This is a genomic window from Pseudomonas sp. IT-P218, from assembly GCF_949767605.1.
GTDB classification, from domain to species: domain Bacteria; phylum Pseudomonadota; class Gammaproteobacteria; order Pseudomonadales; family Pseudomonadaceae; genus Aquipseudomonas; species Aquipseudomonas putida_AE.
In genome coordinates, this window is record NZ_CATKQQ010000022.1 from 511178 (window position 1) to 536984 (window position 25807).

Annotated in this window: 26 protein-coding genes and 2 pseudogenes; 14 read left to right on the forward strand and 14 right to left on the reverse strand. The window is 59.4% G+C overall.

All coding sequences use genetic code 11. The annotated features are described in order from the left end of the window. The first annotated feature begins 61 nt into the window (after positions 1-61). Positions 62-331 carry a helix-turn-helix domain-containing protein gene (locus ACM6I6_RS16355; RefSeq protein WP_034022979.1) on the forward strand — a complete coding sequence of 90 codons (270 nt, stop codon included), beginning with the start codon at positions 62-64 and terminating at the stop codon, positions 329-331. A gap of 81 nt (positions 332-412) precedes the next feature. Here ACM6I6_RS16355 and ACM6I6_RS16360 read toward each other — a convergent pair whose 3' ends face one another. From ACM6I6_RS16360 to ACM6I6_RS16370, 3 genes are all read right to left on the reverse strand, one after another. Next, complete coding sequence (locus tag ACM6I6_RS16360; protein ID WP_414920237.1) at positions 413-940, reverse strand: hypothetical protein; 528 nt, start codon at positions 938-940, stop codon at positions 413-415. A gap of 237 nt (positions 941-1177) precedes the next feature. Next, the gene (locus tag ACM6I6_RS16365) at positions 1178-2698 is read right to left on the reverse strand and encodes a tyrosine-type recombinase/integrase (protein WP_274075192.1); all 1521 of its coding nucleotides are present in this window, start codon (positions 2696-2698) and stop codon (positions 1178-1180) included. A gap of 11 nt (positions 2699-2709) precedes the next feature. Further along, entirely contained in the window at positions 2710-3963 is a 1254-nt protein-coding gene (locus tag ACM6I6_RS16370; RefSeq protein ID WP_274075191.1) for a tyrosine-type recombinase/integrase, read from the reverse strand. Between the two features lie 243 nt (positions 3964-4206). On the opposite strand from ACM6I6_RS16370, the gene ACM6I6_RS16375 reads away from it, so the two are divergent. After that, on the forward strand, positions 4207-4812 hold the full coding sequence (locus tag ACM6I6_RS16375; protein WP_274075190.1) for a class I SAM-dependent DNA methyltransferase: 606 nt from the start codon (positions 4207-4209) through the stop codon (positions 4810-4812). 209 nt (positions 4813-5021) lie between these two features. Here ACM6I6_RS16375 and ACM6I6_RS16380 read toward each other — a convergent pair whose 3' ends face one another. The 3 genes from ACM6I6_RS16380 to ACM6I6_RS16390 all read right to left on the reverse strand — a co-directional run bounded on the left by ACM6I6_RS16380 (position 5022) and on the right by ACM6I6_RS16390 (position 7094). Continuing rightward, positions 5022-5480 carry an RES family NAD+ phosphorylase gene (locus ACM6I6_RS16380; RefSeq protein ID WP_274075189.1) on the reverse strand — a complete coding sequence of 153 codons (459 nt, stop codon included), beginning with the start codon at positions 5478-5480 and terminating at the stop codon, positions 5022-5024. Further along, entirely contained in the window at positions 5480-5992 is a 513-nt protein-coding gene (locus ACM6I6_RS16385; protein ID WP_406590778.1) for an antitoxin Xre/MbcA/ParS toxin-binding domain-containing protein, read from the reverse strand. Before ACM6I6_RS16385 ends, ACM6I6_RS16380 begins: the two co-directional genes overlap by 1 nt. Positions 5993-6176: 184 nt before the next feature. Then, entirely contained in the window at positions 6177-7094 is a 918-nt protein-coding gene (locus tag ACM6I6_RS16390; RefSeq protein WP_414920238.1) for a MerR family transcriptional regulator, read from the reverse strand. A 162-nt stretch (positions 7095-7256) separates the two neighbouring features. On the opposite strand from ACM6I6_RS16390, the gene ACM6I6_RS16395 reads away from it, so the two are divergent. From ACM6I6_RS16395 to ACM6I6_RS16425, 7 genes are all read left to right on the forward strand, one after another. Then, complete coding sequence (locus tag ACM6I6_RS16395) at positions 7257-7703, forward strand: PAS domain-containing protein (RefSeq protein ID WP_274075187.1); 447 nt, start codon at positions 7257-7259, stop codon at positions 7701-7703. A 124-nt stretch (positions 7704-7827) separates the two neighbouring features. Further along, positions 7828-8250 (forward strand): nuclear transport factor 2 family protein, encoded by a 423-nt coding sequence (locus ACM6I6_RS16400; RefSeq protein WP_414920239.1) that lies wholly within the window; start codon positions 7828-7830, stop codon positions 8248-8250. Next, entirely contained in the window at positions 8247-8996 is a 750-nt protein-coding gene (locus tag ACM6I6_RS16405) for an SDR family NAD(P)-dependent oxidoreductase (protein WP_414920240.1), read from the forward strand. The genes ACM6I6_RS16400 and ACM6I6_RS16405 overlap by 4 nt, the downstream gene beginning before the upstream one ends. Before the next feature lie 6 nt (positions 8997-9002). Then, the gene (locus ACM6I6_RS16410) at positions 9003-10250 is read left to right on the forward strand and encodes an NAD(P)/FAD-dependent oxidoreductase (protein ID WP_414920241.1); all 1248 of its coding nucleotides are present in this window, start codon (positions 9003-9005) and stop codon (positions 10248-10250) included. Then, positions 10247-11050 carry a DUF1365 domain-containing protein gene (locus ACM6I6_RS16415; RefSeq protein ID WP_414920242.1) on the forward strand — a complete coding sequence of 268 codons (804 nt, stop codon included), beginning with the start codon at positions 10247-10249 and terminating at the stop codon, positions 11048-11050. Before ACM6I6_RS16410 ends, ACM6I6_RS16415 begins: the two co-directional genes overlap by 4 nt. Then, on the forward strand, positions 11025-12284 hold the full coding sequence (locus ACM6I6_RS16420) for a class I SAM-dependent methyltransferase (protein ID WP_414920243.1): 1260 nt from the start codon (positions 11025-11027) through the stop codon (positions 12282-12284). The genes ACM6I6_RS16415 and ACM6I6_RS16420 overlap by 26 nt, the downstream gene beginning before the upstream one ends. A gap of 1 nt (position 12285) precedes the next feature. Beyond that, positions 12286-12777 (forward strand): DUF2878 domain-containing protein, encoded by a 492-nt coding sequence (locus tag ACM6I6_RS16425; protein ID WP_274075181.1) that lies wholly within the window; start codon positions 12286-12288, stop codon positions 12775-12777. A 6-nt stretch (positions 12778-12783) separates the two neighbouring features. Here the strand turns inward: ACM6I6_RS16425 and ACM6I6_RS16430 are convergent, their stop codons facing one another. Beyond that, positions 12784-13308, reverse strand: coding sequence for a DUF3833 domain-containing protein (locus ACM6I6_RS16430; protein ID WP_274075180.1), 525 nt, complete (start codon positions 13306-13308; stop codon positions 12784-12786). Between the two features lie 10 nt (positions 13309-13318). Next, positions 13319-13870 carry a chalcone isomerase family protein gene (locus tag ACM6I6_RS16435; protein WP_414920244.1) on the reverse strand — a complete coding sequence of 184 codons (552 nt, stop codon included), beginning with the start codon at positions 13868-13870 and terminating at the stop codon, positions 13319-13321. Positions 13871-14140: 270 nt separating this feature from the next. Between ACM6I6_RS16435 and ACM6I6_RS16440 the strand changes: the two genes are divergently transcribed. After that, positions 14141-15478, forward strand: a complete 1338-nt coding sequence (locus ACM6I6_RS16440; RefSeq protein ID WP_414920245.1) for an MFS transporter — start codon at positions 14141-14143, stop codon at positions 15476-15478. 44 nt (positions 15479-15522) lie between these two features. Here the strand turns inward: ACM6I6_RS16440 and ACM6I6_RS16445 are convergent, their stop codons facing one another. From ACM6I6_RS16445 to ACM6I6_RS16460, 4 genes and pseudogenes are all read right to left on the reverse strand, one after another. Continuing rightward, positions 15523-16896, reverse strand: a complete 1374-nt coding sequence (locus ACM6I6_RS16445; protein ID WP_414920246.1) for an LLM class flavin-dependent oxidoreductase — start codon at positions 16894-16896, stop codon at positions 15523-15525. A gap of 36 nt (positions 16897-16932) precedes the next feature. Then, on the reverse strand, positions 16933-17778 hold the full coding sequence (locus ACM6I6_RS16450) for an amino acid ABC transporter permease (protein WP_274075701.1): 846 nt from the start codon (positions 17776-17778) through the stop codon (positions 16933-16935). Next, the gene (locus ACM6I6_RS16455; RefSeq protein WP_274075702.1) at positions 17775-18596 is read right to left on the reverse strand and encodes an ABC transporter substrate-binding protein; all 822 of its coding nucleotides are present in this window, start codon (positions 18594-18596) and stop codon (positions 17775-17777) included. The genes ACM6I6_RS16450 and ACM6I6_RS16455 overlap by 4 nt, the downstream gene beginning before the upstream one ends. 112 nt (positions 18597-18708) lie before the next feature. Continuing rightward, positions 18709-20199: pseudogene (locus ACM6I6_RS16460) on the reverse strand (methyl-accepting chemotaxis protein); the annotation flags it as partial. A 283-nt stretch (positions 20200-20482) separates the two neighbouring features. Here ACM6I6_RS16460 and ACM6I6_RS16465 point away from each other — a divergent pair. From ACM6I6_RS16465 to ACM6I6_RS16475, 3 genes and pseudogenes are all read left to right on the forward strand, one after another. Continuing rightward, positions 20483-20773, forward strand: a pseudogene (locus ACM6I6_RS16465) (PAS domain-containing protein); the annotation flags it as partial. Between the two features lie 132 nt (positions 20774-20905). Continuing rightward, on the forward strand, positions 20906-22048 hold the full coding sequence (locus tag ACM6I6_RS16470) for a methyl-accepting chemotaxis protein (RefSeq protein WP_414920256.1): 1143 nt from the start codon (positions 20906-20908) through the stop codon (positions 22046-22048). A gap of 286 nt (positions 22049-22334) precedes the next feature. Further along, positions 22335-23006: a class I SAM-dependent methyltransferase gene (locus ACM6I6_RS16475; RefSeq protein ID WP_414920257.1), complete on the forward strand. Its 672-nt coding sequence runs from the start codon at positions 22335-22337 to the stop codon at positions 23004-23006. Positions 23007-23186: 180 nt separating this feature from the next. Here ACM6I6_RS16475 and ACM6I6_RS16480 read toward each other — a convergent pair whose 3' ends face one another. Next, positions 23187-23450, reverse strand: a complete 264-nt coding sequence (locus ACM6I6_RS16480) for a hypothetical protein (RefSeq protein WP_323608984.1) — start codon at positions 23448-23450, stop codon at positions 23187-23189. A 144-nt stretch (positions 23451-23594) separates the two neighbouring features. Continuing rightward, positions 23595-25148 (reverse strand): phospholipase D family protein, encoded by a 1554-nt coding sequence (locus tag ACM6I6_RS16485; protein ID WP_323628701.1) that lies wholly within the window; start codon positions 25146-25148, stop codon positions 23595-23597. A gap of 188 nt (positions 25149-25336) precedes the next feature. Between ACM6I6_RS16485 and ACM6I6_RS16490 the strand changes: the two genes are divergently transcribed. After that, a complete protein-coding gene (locus tag ACM6I6_RS16490) occupies positions 25337-25771 on the forward strand; it encodes a hypothetical protein (RefSeq protein WP_274075711.1) in 435 nt (144 codons plus the stop codon). Positions 25772-25807: the final 36 nt, after the last annotated feature.

The following is a 25807-nucleotide window of genomic DNA, read 5'->3' on the forward strand; positions in this document are numbered from 1 at the left end:
TATAGATTGTAGCTCTATAGTGTTCGAAAAGGCTTCATCTTTCCATTTGCGAGTAAAGCAAATGGAGTTGAAACAAGCCTTCGGATCAGCGCTTCGCGCCTTGCGTATCAGCAGAGGTCTAACGCAAGAGGATTTTGCTTTAGTCAGCAGCCGCACGTTCATGAGCTCGCTGGAGAGAGGTATCAAAGGCGCGACCTTAGAGAAGATCGACGAGCTAGCAGGTACAATTGGAGTGCATCCGGTATCCGTTATCGTCGCCTGTTACCTTGAGAAAGACCCAGCCGTTAAACTGGAGGATCTGCTTGAGCAGATCCGTAGCGATCTCAAGTAGTTTGCGCCTCTCGCGTGTGGTTTTGGACATACATCAGACCGGACTCACATACTATGGGCTTCGACGTGAGTGATGATCCGCTCACTGCTTTCGCAACGGACCCAGTACGCCTTCGACGTCCAACCCTTTCAATAGGCAGTTATGCGCAATTACGGACAGCGCTTCGTAGAGCCTATCGCGCTGTGTAATCAAGGCGGCATTTTCCGCCTGTAGATGAGCAATGCGCTCTTCGAAGCTTCTCCGCCGGCGGGCACCGTCCGGATCTATCCCGCTTTCCTTCAGTTGTGCGATACGGGCAGGATCGTGCAATGAAATGTAGTTGTGGCGGCGTTTCTCTGGTTTTGCATCATGCTCAAAGTGGATGGCGATCTCGGTTAATTGCAGATTATCAATCGTATCCGCTATTACCTGAAGATGAGAGATCGCGTCGTAAAGGTTCTTGTAGCCACTTTCGCGGAGAAAGGCTACGACCCGATCAAAATCGCCTCGCGTCAACTGTGTGGGGTCGGGCACGCGTCTTTCAAACAAGGGATTGTAAAGCCGCCGGACGGCAATATTGTAGGCCGCGACCATCGAAAACTTCAGGTTCCGGGTGCGTTGCAGATACACAATCAAGGCCTTGCTAAAATCTTGGAAAGTGCAGGGGAGTGGTCCCTTAGGCGGGGCGGGATAGCCTGTCTTCTCAAGGCTTGCCGATGCGTTTCGAAGGTAAGAGCATGTTGGTTATCCCGTTGTGGTAACCAACTTCCGACGCCCCACACCGGTGACGCCCACGGTGTTGAAATTGGTAACGACTGAAAAATCGCTTTTTCCTGTGTAATAAAGCCCTCGAGATTCGGCCTTGCCCTAGACAGCGTCATCTGCGGCACCCTCCGTGTGCTGCCGGCAGCGCTCGATGGTAGCGCTTACCGCCAGGATGGTTGTCTGATGCTGGGCGAGAGGCCGATTGTGAAGGAGGTCTCCGGCTTGTTCTGCCATGTCAATGAACCGTTGGGCTTCTCGTTGCAACGCCTCTTTCACCTGCTCATGGCGGCCGTCAGCAAAGGGGTGAAACTTCTTGCAGGTGTAGCAGGCATAGACGGGATTGTAGGGGCAGTGCGTATGAACTGGGAGGGCACATGCACCGATGTCCCCGATGTACTGTGTGTCGATCACGCCACGGATCGCTCTTTCGGCAGCGGTATCGCGGCGTTGCACGACTTCCCCGGTCAAGAGACTGCGCATAATGCGTTGATAGGCGGGACTCTTGCCGAGTGCTTTCTCTTTGACCCGGGCAATGTTGGGGGTTGCCGTGACGTAAGCACGCGCTGCAACAGTGCTGTTGTGGCCAAGCAGTTCGGCAATCATGTCTGCCGGTGTTCCCTGGTCCGCCAAACCTTGCCCTAGGTGATGACGGAGCAACATGGTTACTTGGTTAGGCTTGTCTATCCCAGCCTCTCTCAGTTCATGTTTGAGTCCCATTATGATTTCAGTTACAGACAGTCTTCTTCCGTTAGAATTTACAAATAATGGTTCGCAGTTGCTGCTAAAGCGGCGTTGAATTTCTGAAACATGCCGTGAGATTTTTTCACCCAGTCGGGAGGTGACTTTGCGCGGCCGTCGCTCAGGTCTGCGTTGGCCGACCTTTTTGGCCATGGGTAGCCACAGGGTGTAGTACCTCTCATGATCAGCACTTTCAATGAACTCAAAATCCGAGATGTCAAGGGAATGGAATTGAATCGAGCGTGGTGCGAGTTCGAAACCCAAGTGAAGCATTATATTAAACTGGGCTTCCCCCCAAGAGTTAGATGAAATGTATCGTTCAATGCGTTTGAGCAACCGAACTTCCTCATCAAGGTCTAAGCCAGACTGCGATAGAAAAATTCGCGCATACGGGTCAACCCGTGCTGACTTTGTATCTTTGATCGTTAGGTAAGTATTTAGATCAAAACCTTTAATCCCTCTATCAACTGCCCAGCGATAAAGCCTGCGAAACCCAATGAGATTATGCCTGGAGCGCTTGAATCCTTCTAATTGGGCGATTAAATCTTGATGATCCCAAGGAAAGTGGCGGGCGAGATTGGTACTTGATAAATAGACAAGAGACCTTACAAATATGAACGCTGTTTGGGGAGCATATTTCTCTAACGCATATGCCATAAAGCCTTTGGCTATTTCATTAAACTCTGGAGTTAAGTCAAGCTCGGCCCAATCAATTGTCATCGCAATACCGCCGTCGTACCACGTCCAGGCGCTCAATCGAGTATCGACGTACCTTGGCTGGTCATTAGTGCGAGTTCGAATCGCAACCTGAGCCGGGCCCTCGAACTCGTAGGCCGGAAAAGAGGAGGAGGGTGAAGCCTGTTCTTGATCGGCTGATTTGGTCACGGCGAACCTCTTTAACTGTCAAGTCGGCTCCAGGCTGCCGAGGCACGCTGGGCATTGTGGAGGTTGGCCGACTCAGCTAGATAACGACTTGCATAACGGCGTGGCATCGTCGACGTATCAGACCAACCGCAGACTCGTCGGAGTTCGTCCGTAGCCCGCTCCAGGTCATGCCCACGCTTCTCGACCAGGTAAGCTAAAAAGCGGTCGGCAAACGAGTGGCGAAAGTCATGCGCGGAAAGTGTAGGCAACAAACTTGGATGAGCCAGTTCAATGGTCAGAAACAGCCGATCGAGGACGTTAGACAGTGCGCGAATCGACAGCGGGCGGCCTCGATCCGAGATGAACAGATAGCGGTACAGCAATTTCATCGGTTTGCCGTCACGCAGAGGGCGCCGTTCGCCCTGGATATAGTGTTCGTAGACCTCATACAACTGTGCGGAGATACCTACTGTCCGTCCGTGGGTTTTCAGCGCAGGCTCTTCAGCGCGTGGGTCGGCTGGGTCATGTTCGCGGTCATTGATGCTGACATAGGCATGCTGAGAACCCTGATTGATGTCCGTGGTGTAGAGCTTCAGAAGCTCTCCGCGACGGATACCGGTCTCCAGCAGCAATTCAATCATTAGCCAATTGCGCAACTGCAATCGTTCCGGAAACGGATTCTCCGCAGCGCCCGGGCGAATCAGTGTGCGAATGATCTGGAGTTGAGCATCTGTCAGGCTGCGGTAACGAGCGTGGTCGGGACGAACATTGATGATATGGCTCTCAAAGCGTCGTTCAATGACGTCGGCGACATCTGCAAATACAACCTCGATGTTTGCCAGGGTGGTTGAGTTCTGACGGGCGCGCGGGATGTATCGGGTGACACACCAGGACAGGTACTGCTTCAACAGCCGCAGGTACTGGTCACGGGTACGCGGATCGATCAGCGGAAAAGATGTCGTTTTAGCTGTGCCAATTCGGGCGACTAGGTTGTCGGCTTGACGGCCGCTCTGGAGCCAGATGGCGTAACCGTCCAGTAACGCCAGAATCGCCTCAAAACGGCCCGCCAAGATGGCCTCATCGATATCCAGCTCCCGGCTTTTGGCATAGGTGTAGAAAGCCTGGATCGCCCGCAGGTGCGCTGCTGCGGTGTTGTATGCACGATGCCTGAGCTTGAGCTGGACGTAGATGAATGGGACTAGCTTGGGCAATGGCGCCGCCTGACCATCCTGCACAAGCAGCGGTACACGCTGACCAGAAGAGTAACGGCACTGAATCAGCTTCATCGGCAGCCACCTCATTAAATAACGCGCCATGAACACGAAGGACATGGCCCGTTGAGAGCGTGGACGGTAGAAGCGGGTTTGTCGAATCAGTGCTTTAGGCTGCTGATGAACATACCTAACATAGCACCTCGTTTAACATAATATACATTATGCGTACCAATAGGTATTCCACACAGGGCGTCTCCAAGGTACATTTCAAACCCCAGCCACATCCCTCGACCACATCCCTCAGGATTGCCCCTCATGCATGAAGCAGCTCATCAAATCATCGATCTCTACGAGCGTCACGCTCAAACATGGGATCGTGTTCGCTCGCGGCGCCTCGTCGAGCAATCCTGGCTGGATCGTTTTCGTCAGGCCATGCCTGTTGCTACTGGTGATGTTCTCGACATCGGCTGTGGCTGTGCCGAACCCATGGCCGCTTACTTGATCGACGCCGGACACAGCGTGTGTGGCATTGATTCGTCCATGGCGATGATAACCTTGTGTCAGCAACGTTTCCCACAGCACGACTGGCATGTTGCCGACATGCGCCAGTTAGCGCTTGATCAGCGTTACGCGGGTATCCTGGCGTGGGACAGTTTCTTTCACCTGACGCCTGAGGATCAGCGCCGAATGTTCCCGATTTTCCAGGCCCATGCCCAACCTGGTGCCGCATTGATGTTTACCAGCGGAACGGCCCATGGCATCGCGTTGGGCAGGTTCGAGGGTGAAACGCTTTATCACGCCAGCCTGGACCACGATGAGTATACTGCGCTGCTCAATGCCCATGGTTTTAGCGTCGTTGAGCAAGTAACGGAAGATCCGGATTGTGGTGGGCATACTATATGGTTGGCTGTTTTTGGTTAGAGTCGCACCTTTGCCCTGTGCGTTTATATGAATAATCCTTATAACTCAACTAAACATCTATTTAGTTGAGTTATGTTTCAACAGTCCTGGTAGATGTCCCCTGCCCTCAGGTCAAGAAATTCCTATCCAGGTCGAGGTTAGGGTCAAAGTCCACGAAGTTGCGACGCAAGTAGCTTTCCATTCCAGGAGCCCATGTGAGGTGAGATGCCCTACTTGAACATGCGAGGGTCGTACATGAAGTCAAAGACATCGACCACCTTGATCTGGCTGACCGCCGGATGATTGGGGTTGATCACCACATTACGCTCCAGGACCAACACTGCCGAGGGCACGATCAAGCCAAGGTGAGTGTTCGCCTTCAGCCAGGTAGTGCCGAAGTCCATGCCTGGACGGTCAGCGGGAAGACTCGCCCAGCCTTCAGGCAAGGTTTTTGGATCAGGCTCCCAGTAAAGCGCGGCATCGGCGGGCAGCTCGAAGCAGGTGATCTTCATCGGGAAAGTAGGCTCGCCCCCCGCATGGACGAATGTTTCAAGGCAGCAGATAGCCGGTGTCAGTCCCATGTACACAGCTGGAACATCCTGATCGTTCCACCGCCCTCCTTCGATGGCAGCTCCCATACCTGATAGATCGGTCGCACGTTTCGCTTTCGCGATTCGCCAAGCCCGCATCAGGCTGCACCACCCCATTCAAGGGCATGCAGGACACGGCGAACCTGCCTGGCGCCTATCTCGGTTTCGCAGAGCATGATCGGTGCGGCACCGCCGAGCGCTTTATTGGCAGTCGACATCCATTGAGCCGCTTTCTCCTGGCTCTCAAAGACCTCCTCGGCCAGGTGACCCACTGTGGCGATCCGATCCAGGCGTTCGGAGGCAACGGAATCCAGGTTCTTGTGCTCACGCCGACGTCTTTCCAGTGTCGAGAAGGAGGCATTGAGCAGCGTTTCCAGATTGCGCTCATGGAGGTCGAAGGTCTGCCTGACCGCGTAAACGAGATAGGCGGGAAATCCCTCCCTGATCTGATTCAGCCGCTCGGAGTCCTTGAGAAACTCGCGGGCGGAACTGAATCGCCAAAAGGCCGCAATCCCGGCTTCACGAGGCTCTTCTTTGATTTTGGTCGGACGCGGAGCAACCGTTGAAGCGCTCATCATCACTACCTCCAAATGAATAATTTTTTCAGTCAAATGAACTATACGCCATTTGCTTTCCACAAGGTACTGCCAATGAGCGGCAACTCATGAGGCCTGGTGCTGTGGGGTGCTCAGTCTGCCGGTGATTCGCATACTGCCAGTGCTCATCAGGCTGGCGGGAACCCGTTTCGATCCGAAACCCCGTCGTGTTCCCTGACTTGAGCTGGAACAACCGGATTCAAATTTGCAGCGTCCCCCTGACCAAGGCTTCAAGCCTGGGCAAAATACTCGCTTCGTCATTGCCCAGAATGGCAATCGAAGCACCGCGCACGCCTGCCGCCGAAGTGGCAGCTGCGTCGCCGGCCAACGCCACCGGGCACGCGACGCCCATTTGAAGGGCGCACAGGCGCTGGTGCGCATCGGCCTGCAGAGGCGCCTGGACCCACAGCACCAGCGCGGCGGGCTGCATCGCTTTACACAGCAACGGCAGTTCTTCCAGGGGCTGGCCCGGGCCCAACACCTCGATGCGCAGCTGGTCATTGCTCATCAACACACCGGCACACAACAGCTCCAGTTCGTGTGCATGACCCGAGCCGTCTGCCAGCAGCACGCACGCCCCCTTGCCCGGGTTCATCTGCAGTCGCAATAACAGCCGCGCACGCAGGAAGGCGTCCAGGAACAGCCACTGGCTGCGGCGGCCGAAAGCATTGCCGGCTGCCAGTCTGCGCCAGACCGGCAGCAGGATAGTCTCCAGCACCGTAGCCTTCGGGTAGAGGGTGAACAGTTGCCCGTGAAGACGCTCCAGCTCGGCGCCATCAAACGCCTGGGTGGCGCGATGAATTGCCTCTTGCCATTGGACCAGGGGCGCTTCGACCGAGCCTGATCCAGCGATACCGGGGGTGTCCTGCTGGCGCACGAGCAAAGCGCCTATCTTGCTGATCGGCAGGCCCCGGCTCGTCCAGAGCATGATACTGCGGATATGTTCGACGTCCTGTTGTGAATACAGGCGATGACCGCCCACCGTGCGTACTGGTCGAATCAGCCCGTGGCGGCGCTCCCAGGCCCGCAGGGTGATCGGGTTGACGCCGGTCAGGCTGGCGACTTCGCGCATGGGGAGCAAGACGTCGTCGGAGGCGGATTCGCTGGGCTCGGTCATTGAAAGGGGGTGCCTGCTGAGTGTGTCGGCATTCTAAACCAGGCCCGGCACTTTTAAACCAGCCTCCATCGAAGACCGGCTCCTGCGCCCTGCCATCTAGGCATCGCTGTCGCTGACGACTACGCTGTGGGGCAAACCCACGAACCACCGCGAGCCCAGACCATGATCGATGCCAAACTCCTGCAACTGATGGTCGAAGCCTCCAATGACGGCATCGTCGTGGCCGAGCAGGAAGGCGATGACAGCATCCTCATCTATGCCAACCCTGCCTTCGAGCGCCTGACCGGCTACAGTGCCGACGACATTCTCTACCAGGATTGCCGGTTCCTGCAGGCCGACGATCATGCCCAGGCAGGCCTTGCGGTCATCCGCGACGCCATCCGCCTCGGTCAGCCCTGCCGCCAGGTGCTGCGTAACTATCACAAGGATGGCAGCCTGTTCTGGAACGAGCTGTCGATCACCCCCGTGCACAATGAAGCTGACCAGTTGACCTACTACATCGGCATACAGCACGACGTCAGCGACAAGATGGCCGCCCTGGAAAAAATCCAGGCACTGGAGAACGAAGTGGCCGATCTTCGCCGTCAACTGGCGAGGCTCGGTGGCTGACACCCGTTACACCACGACCGCCACAAAAAGTGTACAAGCATATTGACTTGTACAATTTTCGCCCTAGGCTACAGATAAACCTGTACAGTTTTGTCGACTTGTACAATTTTGCCTGGAGCCTGTCATGTCTGCCTATCTCCGCCATTTCGCTGACACGTTCGCCACGCTGAACGCTGATAGCCTGCACAGGCTGGGCGAGCTCTACAGCAACGACGTGCAGTTTCGTGATCCCCTGCATCAGGTGGAGGGCTTGCCGGCACTGCGCGGTTACTTTGAAAAGTTGTACAGCAACGTCGAGGATATTCGCTACGACATCCTTGACGTGGATGAAACCGCGCCTGGCCACGGTTACCTTCGCTGGAACCTGCACTTTCGTCATCCACGCCTGTCCCGCGGCCGGCCGATCCGCCTGCATGGGTGCAGCCACCTGCGCTGGGCGCAACAGGTCTACCTGCACCACGACTACTTCGATGCCGGCGCCCTGCTCTACGAGCACATCCCGCTGCTTGGCGGGGTGATCGGCTGGATCAAGGGCAGGCTGGCATGAGCCGCTGCTGGCTGACCGGCGCCAGCAGCGGCCTCGGTGCTGCCCTGGCCGAACGCCTTCTGGATCAAGGCCATGAGGTGGCCTTGGGTGGCCGGCGCGCGGAAACACTGATGCCGCTGATGCTGCGCTACCCCGGGGCCCTGCTCGCCACTGGCGATGTGACTGAGCCACGCCAGGTCGAGGCGATTTGCGAGAACATCGAGCAGGCGTGGGGCGCGCTGGACCTGGTGATCCTGAACGCCGGCACCTGCGAATACCTGGTGCCCGGCGGGTTCGAGGCCGAGACCGTCGAGCGTGTGATACGCACCAACCTGCTGGGGGTCAGCTACTGCCTGCAGGCGGCCCTTCCCCTGCTGCGCCGCGGACATCGACCCCACCTGGTCGTGATCGGTAGCTCGGTGACCTGGCTGGCGCTGCCGCGGGCGGGAGCCTATGGCGCGTCCAAGGCGGCCCTGAGGTATCTGGTCGAGTCCCTGCGCCTGGATCTACACGCCGAAGGCATCGATGTAACGCTGGTCAGCCCGGGCTTCATCGACACCCCGCTGACCCGGCGCAACACCTTTGCCATGCCACAAATCTGGAGCGCCGACCGCGCCGCGCGGCATGTGATCGCGCGCCTGACGCGCCGTCCGCTGGAGATCAACTTTCCACGGCTTTTCACTCTCGTCCTGCGCCTGCTCGGCGCCCTGCCAGCGCGTTGGCGCCTGGCCCTGGGCCGTCGCCTGGCGCGAACCGAACAGGAATAGCGGCACATGCGCATCGCCATCATCGGTAGCGGGATCTCTGGGCTGACCTGTGCCTATCTGCTGTCACGTCGTCATGAGGTGGCTGTGTTTGAAGCGGCTGACTGGATTGGCGGTCATACCCATACGGTCGACGTCGAATGGCAGGGACAGCGTTATGCCGTGGACACCGGTTTCATCGTCTTCAACGACTGGACCTACCCCAATTTCATTCGCTTGCTGGATCACCTCGGCGTCGCCTCGCGCCCCACCGAGATGAGCTTCTCCGTCAACGATCCGCACAGTGGCCTGGAATACAACGGCAACAACCTCGACACCCTCTTCGCCCAGCGCGGCAATCTGCTGTCGCCGGGCTTCTGGGGCATGTTGCGCGATATCCTGCGCTTCAACCGCCAGGCGGTGGCCGACCTGGACGGCCAGCGCATCGAGCCCGGCATGAGTCTGGGCGATTACCTGCACTCGCGAGGCTACGGGCAGCGTTTCATCCATCACTACATCGTGCCCATGGGCTCGGCCATCTGGTCGGTCTCAAGGGCCGACATGCTGCACTTTCCGCTGCACTTCTTCGTGCGGTTCTTTCGTAACCATGGCCTGCTATCGATCAGCCAGCGGCCCCAGTGGCGAGTGATCGAGGGTGGTTCGCGCAGCTACGTGCAACCGTTGTGCGAGTCCTTCAGCGAGCGCATTCGGCTAAATTGCCCGGTGCTGAGCGTGCGCCGGGACGACAGCGGCGTGATGATCAACAGCGCCGCAGGCCATGAGCGTTTCGACAAGGTGGTGTTCGCCTGCCATAGCGACCAGGCCCTGGCGCTGCTGGAGCAACCGTCGACCGCCGAGCGCGAGGTGCTCGGCGCCCTTGAGTATGCCGCCAACGAAGTCCTGCTGCACACCGACACCCGCCTGCTGCCCAGCCGGCGCAAGGCCTGGGCCAGCTGGAACTATCGCCTCGGCGGACCCGCTCACGCCCCGGCGGCCGTGACCTACAACATGAACATCCTGCAGGGCCTCGACGCCCAGGTGACCTTCTGCACAAGCCTCAACCAGGGCGACAGCGTAGACCCGTCGAAGGTGCTGGCACGCTTCAATTATGCCCATCCCCAATACAGCCTGGCCGCCATGGCAGCCCAGGCGCGCCAGGGTGAGCTGCAGGGAAACCAGCACAGCTACTTCTGCGGTGCTTACTGGGCAAACGGCTTCCATGAGGATGGCGTGGTCAGCGCACTGGACGTCGCTCAAAGCTTCGGGGAGCGACTGTGAACAGCAGCCTTTGCTACGGTTGGGTGAGCCACCGGCGCCTGGCGCCGCGGTTCCATGGCTTCCGCTATCGCAGCGGCATGTTCTACCTGGACCTGGACGAACAGGAACGGCTGCTGGGCCTGTCCCCGCTGCTCGGTGCGTCTCGCCTGGCGCCGTTGTGCTGGCGGGAAACCGACTACCTGCCGGCCTGGACTCGTCGCGGCATGCCCTTGAAGGATGCCGTGCGCGAAGTGGTGGCCAAGGCCCTGGGCCAGGCGCCGGGCGGCGCCATTCATTTGCTGACACAGCCGCGCAGCTGGGGGATTTCGTTCAATCCGGTCAGTTTCTACTTTTGCCACGACAACGACGGGCTGCTGGCGGCGATTGTGCTGGAGGTGCGTAACACACCCTGGCGTGAGCGCTTTCACTACGTGTTGTCGGTGCTGCCCGGTCAGCCCCGACAGTTCTCGGTCAACAAGGCCTTCCATGTCTCGCCGTTCCTGCCGCTGGACATGCAGTACCACATGCGCTTTGACATTGACGGCGAGCACCTGCGCATCCACATGGAAAACCGCCGCGAAGGGCAAAAAGTCTTTGAGGCCGACCTGGCCCTGCGCCGCCAGCCACTGGATGCCGCCGCACTTCGACGCCACGTATTGGCCTTCCCCTGGATGAGCCTGCGCACCCTCGGCGCCATTTACTGGCAAGCCCTGCGCCTGTTGCTCAAGCGCAACCCGCTCTACACCCATACGCCCTGTCAGAGCAGCGAAACCCCTGTCATCGAGGAGTCCGAGCATGTCCGATCCAACCCTGAGCGTTAGCAAATCCTTTGGCCTGGCGCCGTTGTTCGGTGGCCTGGCCAGGAGCGCCGTGCTCTCGCAACTTCGCCACCTGCGCCAGGGCCGTCTGCGGCTGATCTGCCAAGGGCGGCAGTGGCTGTTCGGCGACATCGGTAGCACGCTGCATGCAGAGGTCGAGATCGTCGACGAGGCCGCCTGGAGCATGGTGGCTGCCAACGGCTCGATCGGTGCCGGCGAAGCCTATACCCACGGCTACTGGCGCAGTCCGGACCTGGCCGCGGTCACCCGCCTGTTCGTCGCCAACCTGGAGGTGCTCGACGCCCTCGAGGGCGGCCTGGCGCGCCTCGGTCGTCCGATCCTGCGCCTGCTGCACGGGTTCAACCGCAACAGCCGGCGTGGTTCGCGACGCAACATCCTGGCCCATTACGATCTGGGCAATGCCTTGTTCGAGCGGCTGCTGGACCCGACCATGATGTACTCCGCTGCCATGTTCGACAGTCAGGAGCAGAGCCTGGAGCAGGCCCAATTGAACAAGCTCGAGCGTATCTGCGCCAAACTCGCGCTGGGCCCCGACGACCATCTGCTCGAGATCGGCACCGGCTGGGGCAGCCTGGCAATCCACGCCGCCACCCGCCATGGGTGTCGGGTGACCACCACCACGTTGTCCGAGGCGCAGTACGCCCATACCCGGCAACGCGTCCAGGCGCTTGGCCTGCAAGAGCGCATTACCGTCCTGCGCGAAGACTACCGCGACCTCGGCGGGCGCTTCGACAAGCTGGTTTCGATCGAGATGATCGAGGCGGTCGGGCACCGCTATCTGCCGCTCTACTTTCGCCGCTGCGCCTCGCTGCTCAAGGACGACGGCTTGATGCTGCTGCAAGCCATCACCATCCGCGACCAGCGTTATGAGCAGGCCCAGCGCTCGGTGGATTTCATCCAGCGCCATATCTTTCCCGGCGGAGCCCTGCCCTCCTTGAGCGTCATGCTGCAGACCGCCAGTCGCCACACCGCATTGAACCTGGTGCACATGGAGGACTTCGGCCTGGACTACGCGCGCACGCTGCAGCACTGGCGCGACAACTTGCGCCAGTCGCGCAGCGCCTTGGTAGAACTGGGGTATGACGACACTTTCCAGCGCCTCTGGGAGTTCTACCTGTGTTATTGCCAGGGCGGTTTCGAGGAGCGCGCCATCGGTGTCGCGCAACTGCTCTGGGCAGCCCCGGCCGCCCGCCGCGCCTCGCTGCCGGCCGCCTGAATTGAGCCGGGCCTGGTTGATCGGCAACGCGCTGTGGATGCAGGCCGCCTGGTGGGCTTGCGTGCTGAGCGAGCGGCATCCCTGGCTGCTGCTGCCAGTGGTGGCGGGCTTGCTGGTGCATCTGGCTGCTTGCCCACGGCCGCGGGACGAAGCAACCACACTGGTCTGCGTGGGGCTGACAGGCTGGCTGCTGGATGCCGGCCTGGGTGCGCTGGGCGTCTTCGATTTTACCTCGCAACCCCTGCCCCTGTGGCTGGCCCTGTTGTGGCTGGTGCTGGCCAGCGGGCTGCGCCACAGCCTGGCCTGGGCGCGACGCCCGGTGTGGTACGGAGCGCTACTGGGCCTGTGCGGTGGCCCCCTGGCTTACCTCGCCGGCGCAAAGCTGGCCGGTGTCGGTCTGCCTTTGGGCACCCTTGGCACGACCCTGCTGCTCGCGCCGCTGTGGGCAGTGTGGCTGCCGCTGATCCTGCGCATGGCTGCACCCCGCGCGTGAATCCGTCTACGGCTGGCGACGGAAGAACAGCGTCACTTGTCCCACCTCGACGCCAAGCTTGCTCATGCTCGTGCGATTGATCATGGTGTCTTCGTCCATCAGGTACATCCAGTCGTCCATATCCACTTCCCAATGCCTGCCGTCGACCGGCAGGTCAAGGCGATAGCGCCAGCGCAGCGCGTTGCCGGCGGCCTCGCCGCTTGCCTCGCCGATGACGTCGTCCGCACGCCCACGCCAACGCCCGGCGCCGGCGGGCTGCAGCGTCCAGACCCGGCGCTGGCGCGTGCCATCGCTGTAGAGAAAACGCTCGTCGAGAATCAATTGCTGCCCCTCGAGACGGCTCTCGATCTGCACGTGGAAACGCTTGACCACCTCGCCCGAGCGATTCTGGAACATTCCCCAGGCCTGTACCGGCCGGGAGAAGAACGCTACCAGATCCAGCGCCGGTCGCTCCTGGGCGTAATGCTCCACCCCAACGTTGTTGCAGCTGGCCAGCAACAGGCAAACGAGCAGTACCAGTATTCGACGCATCTCAACCTCCTCAATCAGCCGGCCCGGTCATCCCCAGCAGTCGTTGACGCAACGGCTTGTCCCGCGTGCGCGGATCCAGCCAGATGTCGAAGAAGGCGCGGGCAAATACAGGGTCGTCGACCCGCCGGCGAAGCTGGCCGTCGACGTAGAACGTGCAGCCAAAGCCTGGGTGGTAGACCCCGGTAATGCGCATTCCGGGCCGGACATCGACGAAGGCTTCATGCATTTCATCGGACCAGCGTTGAAGGGTGGACTCCTCTGGACGAGCCGGTCCCATGCGACGCATTTCCTTGAGGCTGGCCTCAACCAGCGTGTCCCTGGAAAAGTCCCGGTGATAGGTCAGCTCGAGCGCAAAGGGTTGATCCCAAGTCATCGGCACCCCCGGGCTCCACAACCGTGCGGTGTACAGGCTTATGCCGAACCAGGTGAAGTCGCCGCTGCCCACCAGGCGAGCATCAGGCAACGCGGGACGCCAATCCGCCCAGGCAGGTACGGCGAGTATCAGCAGCAACAGCCAGCATCTCGACAGGCGAGGTTCGAGAAAGCGTCTGGGACTGGCCATGTTCATCAGCTTCTCGGCGTTTTTTTTAAATACTATACAAGATTAGCTCAATGTATAGTTTTTACGCCATTAACAGAGAATTTGTACAACTTTTCTACTCCATTCGGCACCTGAGCTGCTCGCAGCTTGCGCTGGTCGGTCATACCTGCTGGGTATCGTACGCCACCAATACGATATTAGACCCTGTTCCGCATCACCCTTAGCCTGTGATTCGACAGGTTCTGCCTGCGCACAAGAACGATAACAAACGACCTGTTGATTGGAGCCGTCATGAGCACTCATTATTCAATTCCCGAGTTGATCGATAGCACTCGAACCAGTGCTTTTCAGTGGCGGGTTTTTGCCCTCTGCTTTTTCGTCGCCATTCTCGACGGATTCGACACTCAAGCGATTGCGTTCACCGGTCCCTCGATCATCCAGGCATTCGGACTCGGCGCAGGCGCTCTGGCGCCTATCCTGACCGCCGGAATTGTCGGCATGGTGCTCGGGGCAATGGTACTGGGCCTCATGGGCGATAAATTCGGCCGACGACCGACGATTATCGGGTCCGTCGCATTGTTTGGTTTCGCCTCCCTGGCCACCGCATTTGCGCAGACTACCGAGCAGATCCTGGTCCTGCGCTTCATCGCCGGGCTTGGCATGGGCGGTGCGACCCCCGTAGTGCTATCGCTCGCGGCCGAATACGGCAGTGCCAGACAGCGGGGCACTATCATGACCACCGTTTTGCTGGGGCTGCCCGCAGGCGCCATTCTTGGCGGGCTACTGGCCGCCCGGATGCTGCCCTCGATCGGTTGGCAAGGCATTTTTGCCGTCGGCGGTATCGTGCCGCTGCTGCTGGTGGTTGTCTTGATGTTCGCACTGCCAGAGTCGTTGTATTTCCTCACGAGACGCCGCACGAACAGCAGCCTTGCAAAGATCGGGAAAATTGTTGCCACCATCAGCAAAAAGCAGTTCTTGCCCGGCAGTACCTTCAGTGTTCCGGAGGTGGATGTCAAAACCAGCGTCACCTCCCTGTTCTCTGGCGGCCTGGCGCGCAATACCTTTGGAATATGGACGATCTACCTGTTCAATTGGGTCGCATGGTTCATGTTTCTCTCCTGGCTACCCACCGTTCTCAAAGCCACCGGGCTCCCCGCAGAGCAGGCACCCATGGGCACTGTTGCGGTCAACGCCGTGTTTGTCGTTTGTGCGATTCCACTCTCGATCATCTTGCCGAAGATCAACATTCGACTGTTGCTGTTGGCCCTGTTCCTATTCGGGATTGCCCTGTGCCTGGGCCTGGCGAACAGCGGCACGAACTGGGCGCTGATGTTCATCCTCGCCGGTTTGGCCGGCTTGGGTATCGGCGGTCAGCAAATCGTCCTGAACTACATGGTTGCCCAGGCGTACCCGACCGCCTTGCGCGCCACGGCGACAGGCTGGGCGATTGCCCTGGGGCGGGTAGGCGCGATCATCGGATCAGCAAGCGGCGGCTGGTTTCTCGAGCACGGCGGCCCTGCGGGTTATTACTCGGCGCTGATCGTGCCATTGGCGATTGCAGCGGCGGGACTGATGATCATTCGCACCCAGCCCGATGCGCTGGACAGTCAGCCTGTCGCAGCGCATTGAACGGACTCGCAGGGTTGGGATTACTATCCAGATGCCTGCAAGGCTCAGTCAAAACGGAACGAAGCCCCATAGGCCGAGGCTGGCAAACGACTTGAACCGTCTGCCCGCAGCCGCGAACGGAAGGTGCCGCTATGCGGTTGGCTGCGGTACAGCCCGCGCTTTTGCAGCTCGGGGATCACCAGTTCAACGAAATCCTCGAGGCTGCCGGGGCTGATCAGCGGGTTGAGCATGTAGCCGCTGGTGCCGGAGATTCGTGCATGTTCCTCGATGTGCTCGGCCACCTGTTGTGGTGTGCCTACCAGGATCAGGTCGCTGCCTCGGGTCACCTTGGCAAAGCGCTGTTTGACGTCGCCGGCGGTCAAGGGTTTGCCACTGCCATCGGGATGCATCACGTAGGAGGTCATGCCCTCGGTGTGGGTGGACAGCGCCTCACTGTCGGCGTAGCGGCCGATATCGATACCGGTGTCACCGGCATAACTCACCAGCTGTGCCTGCAAGTGGTAGTTGCTTTGCAGTTCGTCATATTTGCGCTGGGCTTCGATTTCGGTTTTCGCCGTGACGATGCGCAGCACCGTCAGCGACTTTACATCTTCGCGCTGACGACCACGGGCCTCGGCCTTGGCCCAGATCTCTTCCAGCCCGAGACGAATTTCCCGGGGGTTGGACTTGGCGATGAAGATCAGTTCGGCGTGTTTGGCGGCGAACTCACGACCGCGCCCCGACCAGCCCGCCTGAATCAACACAGGCGTGCGTTGCGGCGATGGAGAAGTCAGGTGCGGTCCGGCCACGCGGTAATGCTCACCCGCATGATTGATCGGTCGCACGCGATCACCCCGGGCGTAGAGCCGGCTCGCCTTGTCCGCGACCACGGCGTCGGCAGCCCAACTGCCTTCCCAGAGTTTGTAGGCCACATCCAGGAACTCTTCGGCGCGCTCATAACGATCATCGTGCTTGATCATCTGCTCCAGGCCGAAGTTGCGCGCTGCGCTGGACAGGTAGGACGTGACGATGTTCCAGCCGACCCGGCCATTGGTGAGGTGATCCAGGGTGCTGAAGCGGCGGGCATGGGTAAAGGGATGCTCGTAGCTGGTGGTCACGGTCACGCCAAAGGCCAGGTTTTGCGTGACGGCCGCCAGTGCCGGAATGATCATCAGCGGGTCGTTGGCTGGCGCTTCCACCGCCCATTTCATCGCCGCATCGGCGTTGCCGCCAAACACGTCATAGAAACCCAGGACATCGGCGAAAAACAGCATGTCGAGGTGCGCCTGGTCGGCGATGCGCGCCAGGTTCGACCAGTAGCCCAGGGAATTGATCGCCAGGCGTTCGTCAGCAGGGTGCGTCCACAGGCTTGGCGCACCGCCACAGCCCACGCTGGCTTGCTCATAGAGAGCAAACAGAAGAGGTTTTGGATCGGACATGGTGGTTCCTGAAAAAAGTGAATGACTGAGAGCGAATCAGCGCGGGTGCTTGAACCCTTTGCCGTAGTGGCGCTCAAGGCGGTGCTGGATCAGCTCGAGCCCGATGGACAACAACCAATAGATGACGGCTGCGGTGGTGAGCATTTCGATGTAGCGATAGGAAGACCGCCCATAGGACTGCGCCAGGAACATCACCTCCCACACGCCCATCACCGAAATCAGCGATGAGTCCTTGAGCATTGAAATGAACTGGCTGGTGGTCGGTGGAATGATCGTGCGCATCGCTTGCGGCAAAATGATGTGCACGAAAGCCGCGATCGGCCCGAGCCCCAACGCCATCGCCGCTTGCCGTTGCCCGGGGGCGACCGCCTGGATGCCGGCACGGAAGATCTCGCTGAGGTAGGCCCCGTAATTGAGCGACAGCGCAATGATCCCGGCACTGATGGCGCCAGGGACCACGCCCAACTGCGGCAGGCCCAGGTAGATCAGCAGGATCTGGATCAGCAACGGCGTGCCGCGAAAGAAGGACGCATAGAAACTGGCGATGCCATAGGCCACCGCGCTGCGTGACAATCGCGCCAGCGCCGTCACGAAGCCCAGCAGCAATGAAAGCCAGATCGAGCCGAAACACAGGAACAACGTCAGCGCGGCACCTTGCAGGAAACCGTTCGGCCCCAGATGCAGTCCGACCAGGTTCGGCAATTTCTCCAGGATGATCGAGAACTTCAGGTCGAAGCTCATGAAAAACATCACGCACAATCCGAACAGCGTCGCCCACGTCAGGTACAGGCGCGTGCGAAAGGCAAACAGCGGGTGCACACGACGCTTTCCGATGTCGGCGGCCAGCGTCGTTTTGGCCGGGTGTGGGTTCAGGGCTGTCATTGGCTGATGTCGGCACCGATCCACTTCTGCGATATTTTGCTCAAAGTGCCGTCAGCCTTCAGTTGGCCGATCACCTCGGTCACCTTGGCATTCCATTGCGCATCGCCCTTTTCAATCGCCACCACATTCGGCTCGGCATAGAGCGTCTCGCCGGCGATCTTGAAACGCGGGTCTTGGGCAATTCGCTCGCGGGCCGTGATCAGGTTGGTGACCATGGCATCCAGACGCACGCCGCTGCCCAGTGCCAGGTCCTGGAAGGCCACGGTTTCATTGTCGTAGGGCGCCACTTGGACGTTGTCGAACGGAAAGCTCAATGGCTTGTCCCCGGCGCCCTCGATCACCAGGTCCTTGTTCAAGTAGGCTTCATAAGTTGAAGCGCTGATCACACCGACTTTCTTGCCGGACAAATCCTTGCCCGCCGTGATGGCGTTGTCCTTGGCATTGACCACGATCACCGCAGGCGACTGGTAATACTCCACGGGGAAATCGAACACTTCGGCGCGGGCCTTGCTCGGGGTCATCGAGCACACGCAGATGTCATAGCGTCCGCTCCAGCGACCTGCGGCGATGACATCCCAGGACGGTGTTTCCAGCTTGAGCTTCACCCCAAGGCGTTGTGCAACGGCCTTGGCCACGTCCACGTCAAAGCCGTCCAGCTGGTTCTGCTCGTTGAGAAACGAGAACGGCGGATAGCTCTCCATCAGCACGCCGGTCAATTCGCCTTTTTGCGTGACGCGATCGAGGGTGGCACCTGCCCACGCAGTTGAGCAGGTAGCCAGCAAAGCCAGGCCCAGGGGTAAAAAAGCTCGGGTTTTCAATGACAAATACTCCAATCAATTCAAAATACCTGATTAGATTAAAACGCAATATAAAATTCGTTAGTACTTGTTTTGTGGAATAAAAACCTCGTTTCAAGCTATATCAAATGGCTCATGCGGCGGCCACTCGCTCGGTATTACTGCTCACCTCGAATTGCCCCACCAGTTTCTGCAGCTTGTTGGCATTGAGCCGCACCGTTTCCGCACTGTTCTGCAGCACCACCACGGTCTGGCGCATTTGCGTGGAGCAGTGATCGACCTTGCTGATCGTCTTGCCGCAGTCGAGGCTGCGCTTGTTGAGCTGCTGAATGATCGCGAACATGCTTTCTACAGCCTGATGCAGCTGCACGTTTTCCGAGGAGGCATCTTCGGCCAGGCGCAGGCTGTTATCGACGTCCTTGACGCCCTCCTCCATGAAGCTGACGGCTTTTTGCGTTTCGTTCTGCAAGCCTTCGACCATGTGCCGAATATCGTCGGCCGCCCGTGACGTGCGTGAGGCCAGGCTGCGGACCTCGTCGGCAACCACCGCGAAACCTCGCCCGTCTTCACCCGCTCGTGCGGCCTCGATGGCGGCATTGAGCGCCAGCAGATTGGTCTGGTTGGTGATGTCGCTGATCAGGCCGGTGATCTTGCCGATCTCGGTCATTCTGCTATCGAGCAACTGCACGCTAGAAGAAGAACGCTCGACGACATCGCGAATGGACTGCGTCCCTTCCTGCACGGCGAGAAATTGCTCGCGGGCGCGGGTGACCACTTCGTCCATCGCCTGTTTCATTTGTTCAGCGCTGGCAGAGGCCTGCTGGATCTCGCCCAATTGGTCTTCGACGATGATCATCATCCGATGCACCGCTTCGGCCACCTCGGTGGAAGTGACACCGGCTTCCTGGCTGCGGCCCAGCATCATCTGGTTGGTGGTGCCGACGTTGCTGCTGGCCTTCACCACTTGCCCGACCACCGAGTCCAGGTTATCGATGAAACTGTTGATCCAGCGTCCCATGTCACCGGTCTCATCGTTGGCCATGCGCTTGATGTCCAGACGCTGACGCAGGTTGCCCTCGCCTTCGGCGATGGTCCTGATCACGCTCGTCATCTCGTTGAGCCTTGCCGCCAGACGCTTGGGCCCGAGCCGGCTGAACAGCAGCGTCGCACACAACATGCTCAAGACCTCGACGCTATCGATCACGCCCTGGCCCAGGCCGCTGTAATGCTGGGCCAGGAAATTGCAGGCAAAGAGTCCGGTCATGGTCGCGACGTAGGGTTTCATCAGGCCGTGGCTGAGCGAGCGCCGGCGGTAGACCTCCTCCAGGTCGGCCTCGCACATCATGCCCCAGCGATCAGGTGAGCCTGGCAGCTGGAAGGTCACGCCCTTGCCGACTACCGGAATGTGCCGGTAGTCCGAGTAGCCGGGGTAAGTCACGAACAGGTTGGAGCCGGCGCGGATGGTCTCGCGTACGCCCGGGTGCAGTTGCTGGGTCGCCGGGTCGGTGAAGCGCAGCTCCAGTTCGGTGTGGCGCTGGATCTTCACGGTCTTCCAAGGGGTGTGTACACCGCTTTTGAGGTTCTCGCCGTGGCTGAAGGTGCCGTCCTCGAAACGCGAACGTGATGTTGATCAGAATGTCTATGGACCCAGGCGGTCTTCCAGCGCATCGATTGCCGTGTTTACAGGTCAGCTCACCAAAACCTGGGCACTGTATGCGAAGTCATATTGATCCTTGATCACCAACTTCCAGGCACGGCTGGGATTTCCCTGCACTTGTCATCAAATGAAAAGAAACTGTCGCCGAATGCAGGGTCGCCGACCACGAAATCCGCGTAGAACACGTCGCGAATTCCTCTGATTTACATGCTCCACACCATAATAATAATCCGACCAGGGATCGCCCTTAATGCGCGTGAATTTGCCCGTAACCGACCATGAAAGACTGTTTCCCGCCGAACAACGCCTGATCTCCACCACCGACCTTGATAGTCGAATCACTTACTGCAATGACGCGTTTGTCGACATCAGCGGTTTCACCGACGACGAACTGGTCGGCCAGACCCATAACCTGGTCCGGCACCCTGATATGCCGCCTGGGGTGTTCATTCATATGTGGCACACCATCAAGCAAGGCAAACCCTGGATGGGGATTGTGAAAAACCGGGCGAAAAATGGTGATTTCTATTGGGTCAGTGCCTACGTCACGCCTATCTATGAAAACGGCCGCATGAGTGGTTACGAGTCAGTTCGCTCGGTGCCCACCCGCGACCAGGTGCGTCGGGCATCAGCGCTCTATGCAAGGATGCGTGCGGGCAAGCCGATCGTCGCGCTGAGTGCGCGGATTTTCCGGCCACTGCAGCACGGTTGGCCATTGCTGGTGGCAGGCGCGGTTTCGCTGCTGGCTGATCAGTGGCTGCCAAAAGCGGCGGCCCAGGGGGTGCTGGTGGTGAGCCTGGGGATTGCCTGGTACCTGATCGAGTCCCGACAACGCGGCGCTATAAAGCGCACCCTGGCCGAGCATCCGAAGGCATTTTCCGATCGGTTGGTCGCCCTCACCTACAGCGACAACCATGGTCCCCAGGGTCAACTGGACATGGCCATGCTCAGTGAGGAAGCCCGTTTGCAGACAGCCTTGAGCCGGCTCGTCGATGCCGGGGTCAGTGTCAAGGCCAAGGCGGCACAATCGTCCGAGCTGTCGGGGTTGCAGGCGCAATCGCTCGATCGTCAGCGCAACGAAACGGATCAGTCCGCCGCCGCGATCTCGCAGATGGCTGCTACCAACCAGGAAGTGACGCAGAACGTCATCAATACCGCCCATGCCGCCTCGGAGGCTGACCAGTTGACGAGGGACGGCAGCGAATTGGCCGGGCAAAGTCTGCGCGCCATGGAGGCCATGAACGCGGCCGTCAATGAAATCGGCCAGGCGGTCAACGCGTTGGCAAGCGAGACGCAATCGATCGGCAGCGTCGTCGACGTGATTACGTCCATTGCCGAACAGACCAACCTGCTGGCGCTGAATGCGGCGATCGAGGCGGCGCGGGCCGGAGAGCAAGGTCGCGGGTTTGCCGTAGTGGCCGACGAGGTGCGATCCCTCGCCCAGCGCACCCGCACCTCCACCGAACAGATCCACGGCATCATTGCTTCGCTGCACGAAGGAGCTGATCGCGCAGTTTCGACGGCCACACGCGGTGAGCAGATTTCCCGAGAAAGCATGCAGCGTGTCGAGGCGGTGCAGGCTGCCCTCGTCGGCATCAGCCAGGCCGTCAGTCGGATTACCGACATGAGCCAGCAGATGGCATCGGCGTCGGAAGAGCAAAGTCACGTGACTGAAGACATCAATCAACAGATCACGCGCATTGCGCAGCTGTGCGATCACAGTGCCGGACAGGCCAAGCAAGGTGCGGCCATCAGTCAGGACCTTGAAGAGATGGCCGAGTATCTGCACAGCCTGGCGGAGCGTTTTAACCGATAACCGTCAGTTCAGCGGCGGGCTGGCTCAGCCCGTCGCTGGTGCACAGGACTATGCAAATCCAAGGAACGACAGGACGACCACGACGACCACCACCAGCCCAACGATGTAAATAATGCTGTTCATCAGTCCACCTCTCAATCTGAACGGGATTGCGAAACGAGGGTGTGCCAACTTCCAGATTACCCACCTTCGCTTGTCACTCCATTCGACAACACTCAGGTCGCATTGTCCCAATCAGGCGTAGAGACACTATGCTTGTATGCAGCCAACCACTCCGGACATCGAAATGCCCGCCGACGAATCCACCCTCCTCCAGAGCTGGCACCACAACGCCCACGCCTGGATCGAAGCCATCCGCAGCGGCGCCATCGAAAGCCGTCTGAAGGTCACGGACCAGGCAATCCTGCTGGCGATACTGGGCCGCCAGCCAGAGCGCGTGCTCGACCTCGGCTGTGGCGAGGGTTGGCTGTTGCGAGCGCTGGCGGAACGTGGCATCGAGGCGGTCGGTGTGGATGGCGATGAGACGCTGGTCGAGGCGGCGCGGGCGGCGGGGTCGTCACCGGTGCATCTGGCCAGCTATGAACAGCTGGTGGAGGCGAGAGTGGATGTTGGCCGCGACTACAACCTGATCTGCGCCAATTTTGCCTTGCTGCACCAGGACATCATCCCCTTGCTCGCGGCCATGGACGCCCTGCTCGCCCCCGACGGCGCGCTGGTGATCCAGACGCTGCATCCATGGACCGTGGCCGCGGGCGACTATCAGGATGGCTGGCGGGAAGAGACGTTCAGTGGATTCGACGGGCAGTGGCAACCCATGCCGTGGTACTTGCGAACCTTGTCCAGTTGGATCAATGCGCTGGACATGGCCGGTTTTCGGCTGGCCGGCCTTCAGGAGCCACAGCACCCGCAAAGTCCCGTGCCGCAGTCATTGTTGTTAGTGGCCGAGTCGCGGCTGTAGGAGCTGGCTTGCCAGCGATGGCGGCATCACGGCCACTACCGCATCGCCAGCAAGCCGGCTCCTACAGAGGTGTGTCACTCCACAAATTCAACATACCGCGCAAATCCTGTAGGAGCTGGCTTGCCAGCGATGGCGATCCCATCGACGCCATCGCCAGCAAGCCATCAGTCCAACTTATTATTAATATTTAACGTCCCGGGCCGTGTCGCGGGTGTCCTGTTTGGTGTCGCGCTTGTCCTGGCGACAATCGGCACGGCTCTTTTCATCACCCTCTTTGCATTCTTCCTTGGTTTCCCTTGAGGCTTCGCGCCCTTCCTGTTTGGTGTCACGCGATTCCTGCCGTTGGTCAGCCTGGTCGGTCGCGTAGGCCGGCAACGACACGCCGTATACGCCAGCCGCGAGGGCCAGTGACGCCAGTACAGCCATGTAAAACCTGCGAATCATGAGCTTTCTCCTGTTCAAGAGTACTCAATCACTGGTTTTTCCCGGTCATTGACCGGGAACACACTTTCCAAAAAGATCCTCTGGAGTGGGAGTTTTAACGATAGTCGATACAGGCAACCCCACAAGCTCGGGGGCCTATACGGTCTAGAGCATTTTCTCCAGGCCGATCTTGTCGCTGAGCCAGGCCTTGAAGCTGCGCCATTTGCTACCGGGCTCCTGGCGCAAGACATGCAGGCGGCCGTCGTCTTCAGCGATCCAGACCACTTCGCCGTTTTCCAGGCGGGCCTGGTAACTCACCGCTGGCGCCATGCCCTCAAGCGCCAGCTTGCGCACGTAGCCGGCCAGTTCAGGGCTGTCGACCAGCACCCCGACTTCAGTGTTCCACAGCACTGAGCGCGGATCGAAATTGAAGGAGCCGATGAACACCTTCTGCTGGTCGAGGATCATGGCCTTGGTGTGCAGGCTGGAGTCCGAGCCACCACTGAGGCCAAAGGAAGAAGAACCACCGCTGGGGTCGTCCGGTTGGCGCCGCAGCTCATAGAGCTTCACCCCATGTTCGAGCAGGCGCTTGCGATAAGGCGCATAGCCGCCATGCACCGCCGGCACATCGGTGGCTTCCAGTGAGTTGGTCAACAGGCGCACATCGACCCCGGCATCGGCACGCCCGAGGAGGTAACGCATGCCGGATTGTTGTGGGACGAAGTATGCCGAGATCAGGATCAGCTCTTTATTGACTCTATCGAGCTCAGGCCGCAGTTGCGTGGTCATCAACAGCGCACGGGCCGGTTCGTCGTCGGCCAGGACTTTGCTCGGGGCGTCCCACATCGCCGTGGCATTGGCCCAGATCAGCTCCTGACGCCAAATCGCCAGTTGCGGTTGAGTGCGGTAGGTCATGAGGTGGTCGTACAGGGCCTGGTTTTCGATACGCGTGCTCTGCAGTGATTGTTCCAGGCGTAGGCGGCTCTCCTGCAAGTCTTGAGCTGTCGGCTTGACGATCAGGAAGTCACTGATCGACCGGCTCAGGGCGCTGTTCCAGTATTGGTCGAAGCTGTGGCCCAGTTGATCGGCGACCGGGCCGAGGCACAACAGGTCCATGTCGGTGAAGTTGAGATCGGGCTTGGCGTCGAAATATTCATCCCCCAGGTTGCGGCCGCCGACGATCGCCGCGCTGTTGTCGGCCAGCCACAGCTTGTTGTGCATGCGCCGGTGCTGCTGCGACAGATTGAGCAGGCGGCCCATGGTGCGGGTCACCAGTGTGCTGCGCCCCAGATGCAAAGGGTTGAACACGCGGATATGGATGTTAGGGTGCACGGCCAGGGTCGCAATGACTTCTTCCTGGCCATCGCTGGCGGTGTCATCGAGCAATACGCGAATCCGCACGCCGCGATCGGCCGCCAGCAGCAGTTCCCACACCAGCGCCCGGGTGCTCAGGCCGTTGTGCACGATGTAGTACTGCACATCGAGGCTTTTCTGCGCATTGCGGATCAACTCGGCACGCGCCCGGAACGCTTCACTGCTGTTTGGCAGCAGGCGAAAACCCGACCGTCCCTCATGCTGGGCGGCCGCGGCCTGGATCGAACGCCCGAATGCCGATTCGCTGGCGGGTATGGCCTTACTGAACTCGTGGGGCAAGCGCGTTGGGGTGGCGCAGCCGGCGAGCAGCAGGGTGAGCAACAGCGCGGGGACGAACAAAGACATGGACAAAGGGCTCGTCCTCAACCTCGAAGGGATGGGTTTTGACTTATTTCAGTAAAGCCCCGTTCAAGCGCGGTATTGCGATATTTTGCGATAGTTCCCGGCAGTGCCGGTTTTTTTTCATGAAGGCTATTGGCTTCCATGGATGAGCTACCATAGCTAAACCGTTTTTTTTCTTTCGGGAGAAGATTATGCATCGATTGGTTAAACCGTCGGATTATGTTCTTCAGACTGCAATGGACAAAATGGTGTACATCCTGCCTTGGGAACGCCGACATTGCCCTGGTAATCCTACGGATGAGCCCGAGCAAGGCGCCCTGCTCTATAACCAATACATCCTGAACTTCCTTCATGGCCTGGAACCTCGAACGCCAGGTGAACGAATCATTGAAATTGCGCAATGGTGCCTGGCGTTAGCCGGAGAGCCTGCCAGGGCCCTGGCCGATGATTTGTCTGCGGCCTACCTCAGTCGGTACAGCTTTGTGCTGGCTGATATCTCAAGATACGATGATGAATCGAGAGAACTTCGCGGGCACCTGGCGCTCTGGCCTGACGAAATAAAAAAGATGCCAGCCAATCTGGTGATGGCTTTGCGAGCCCGGGCTGCAGGCCTTTTGTTGGGCTGACGCCCGGGATAACCAGAAATTGGGGCAGGCCAGCAA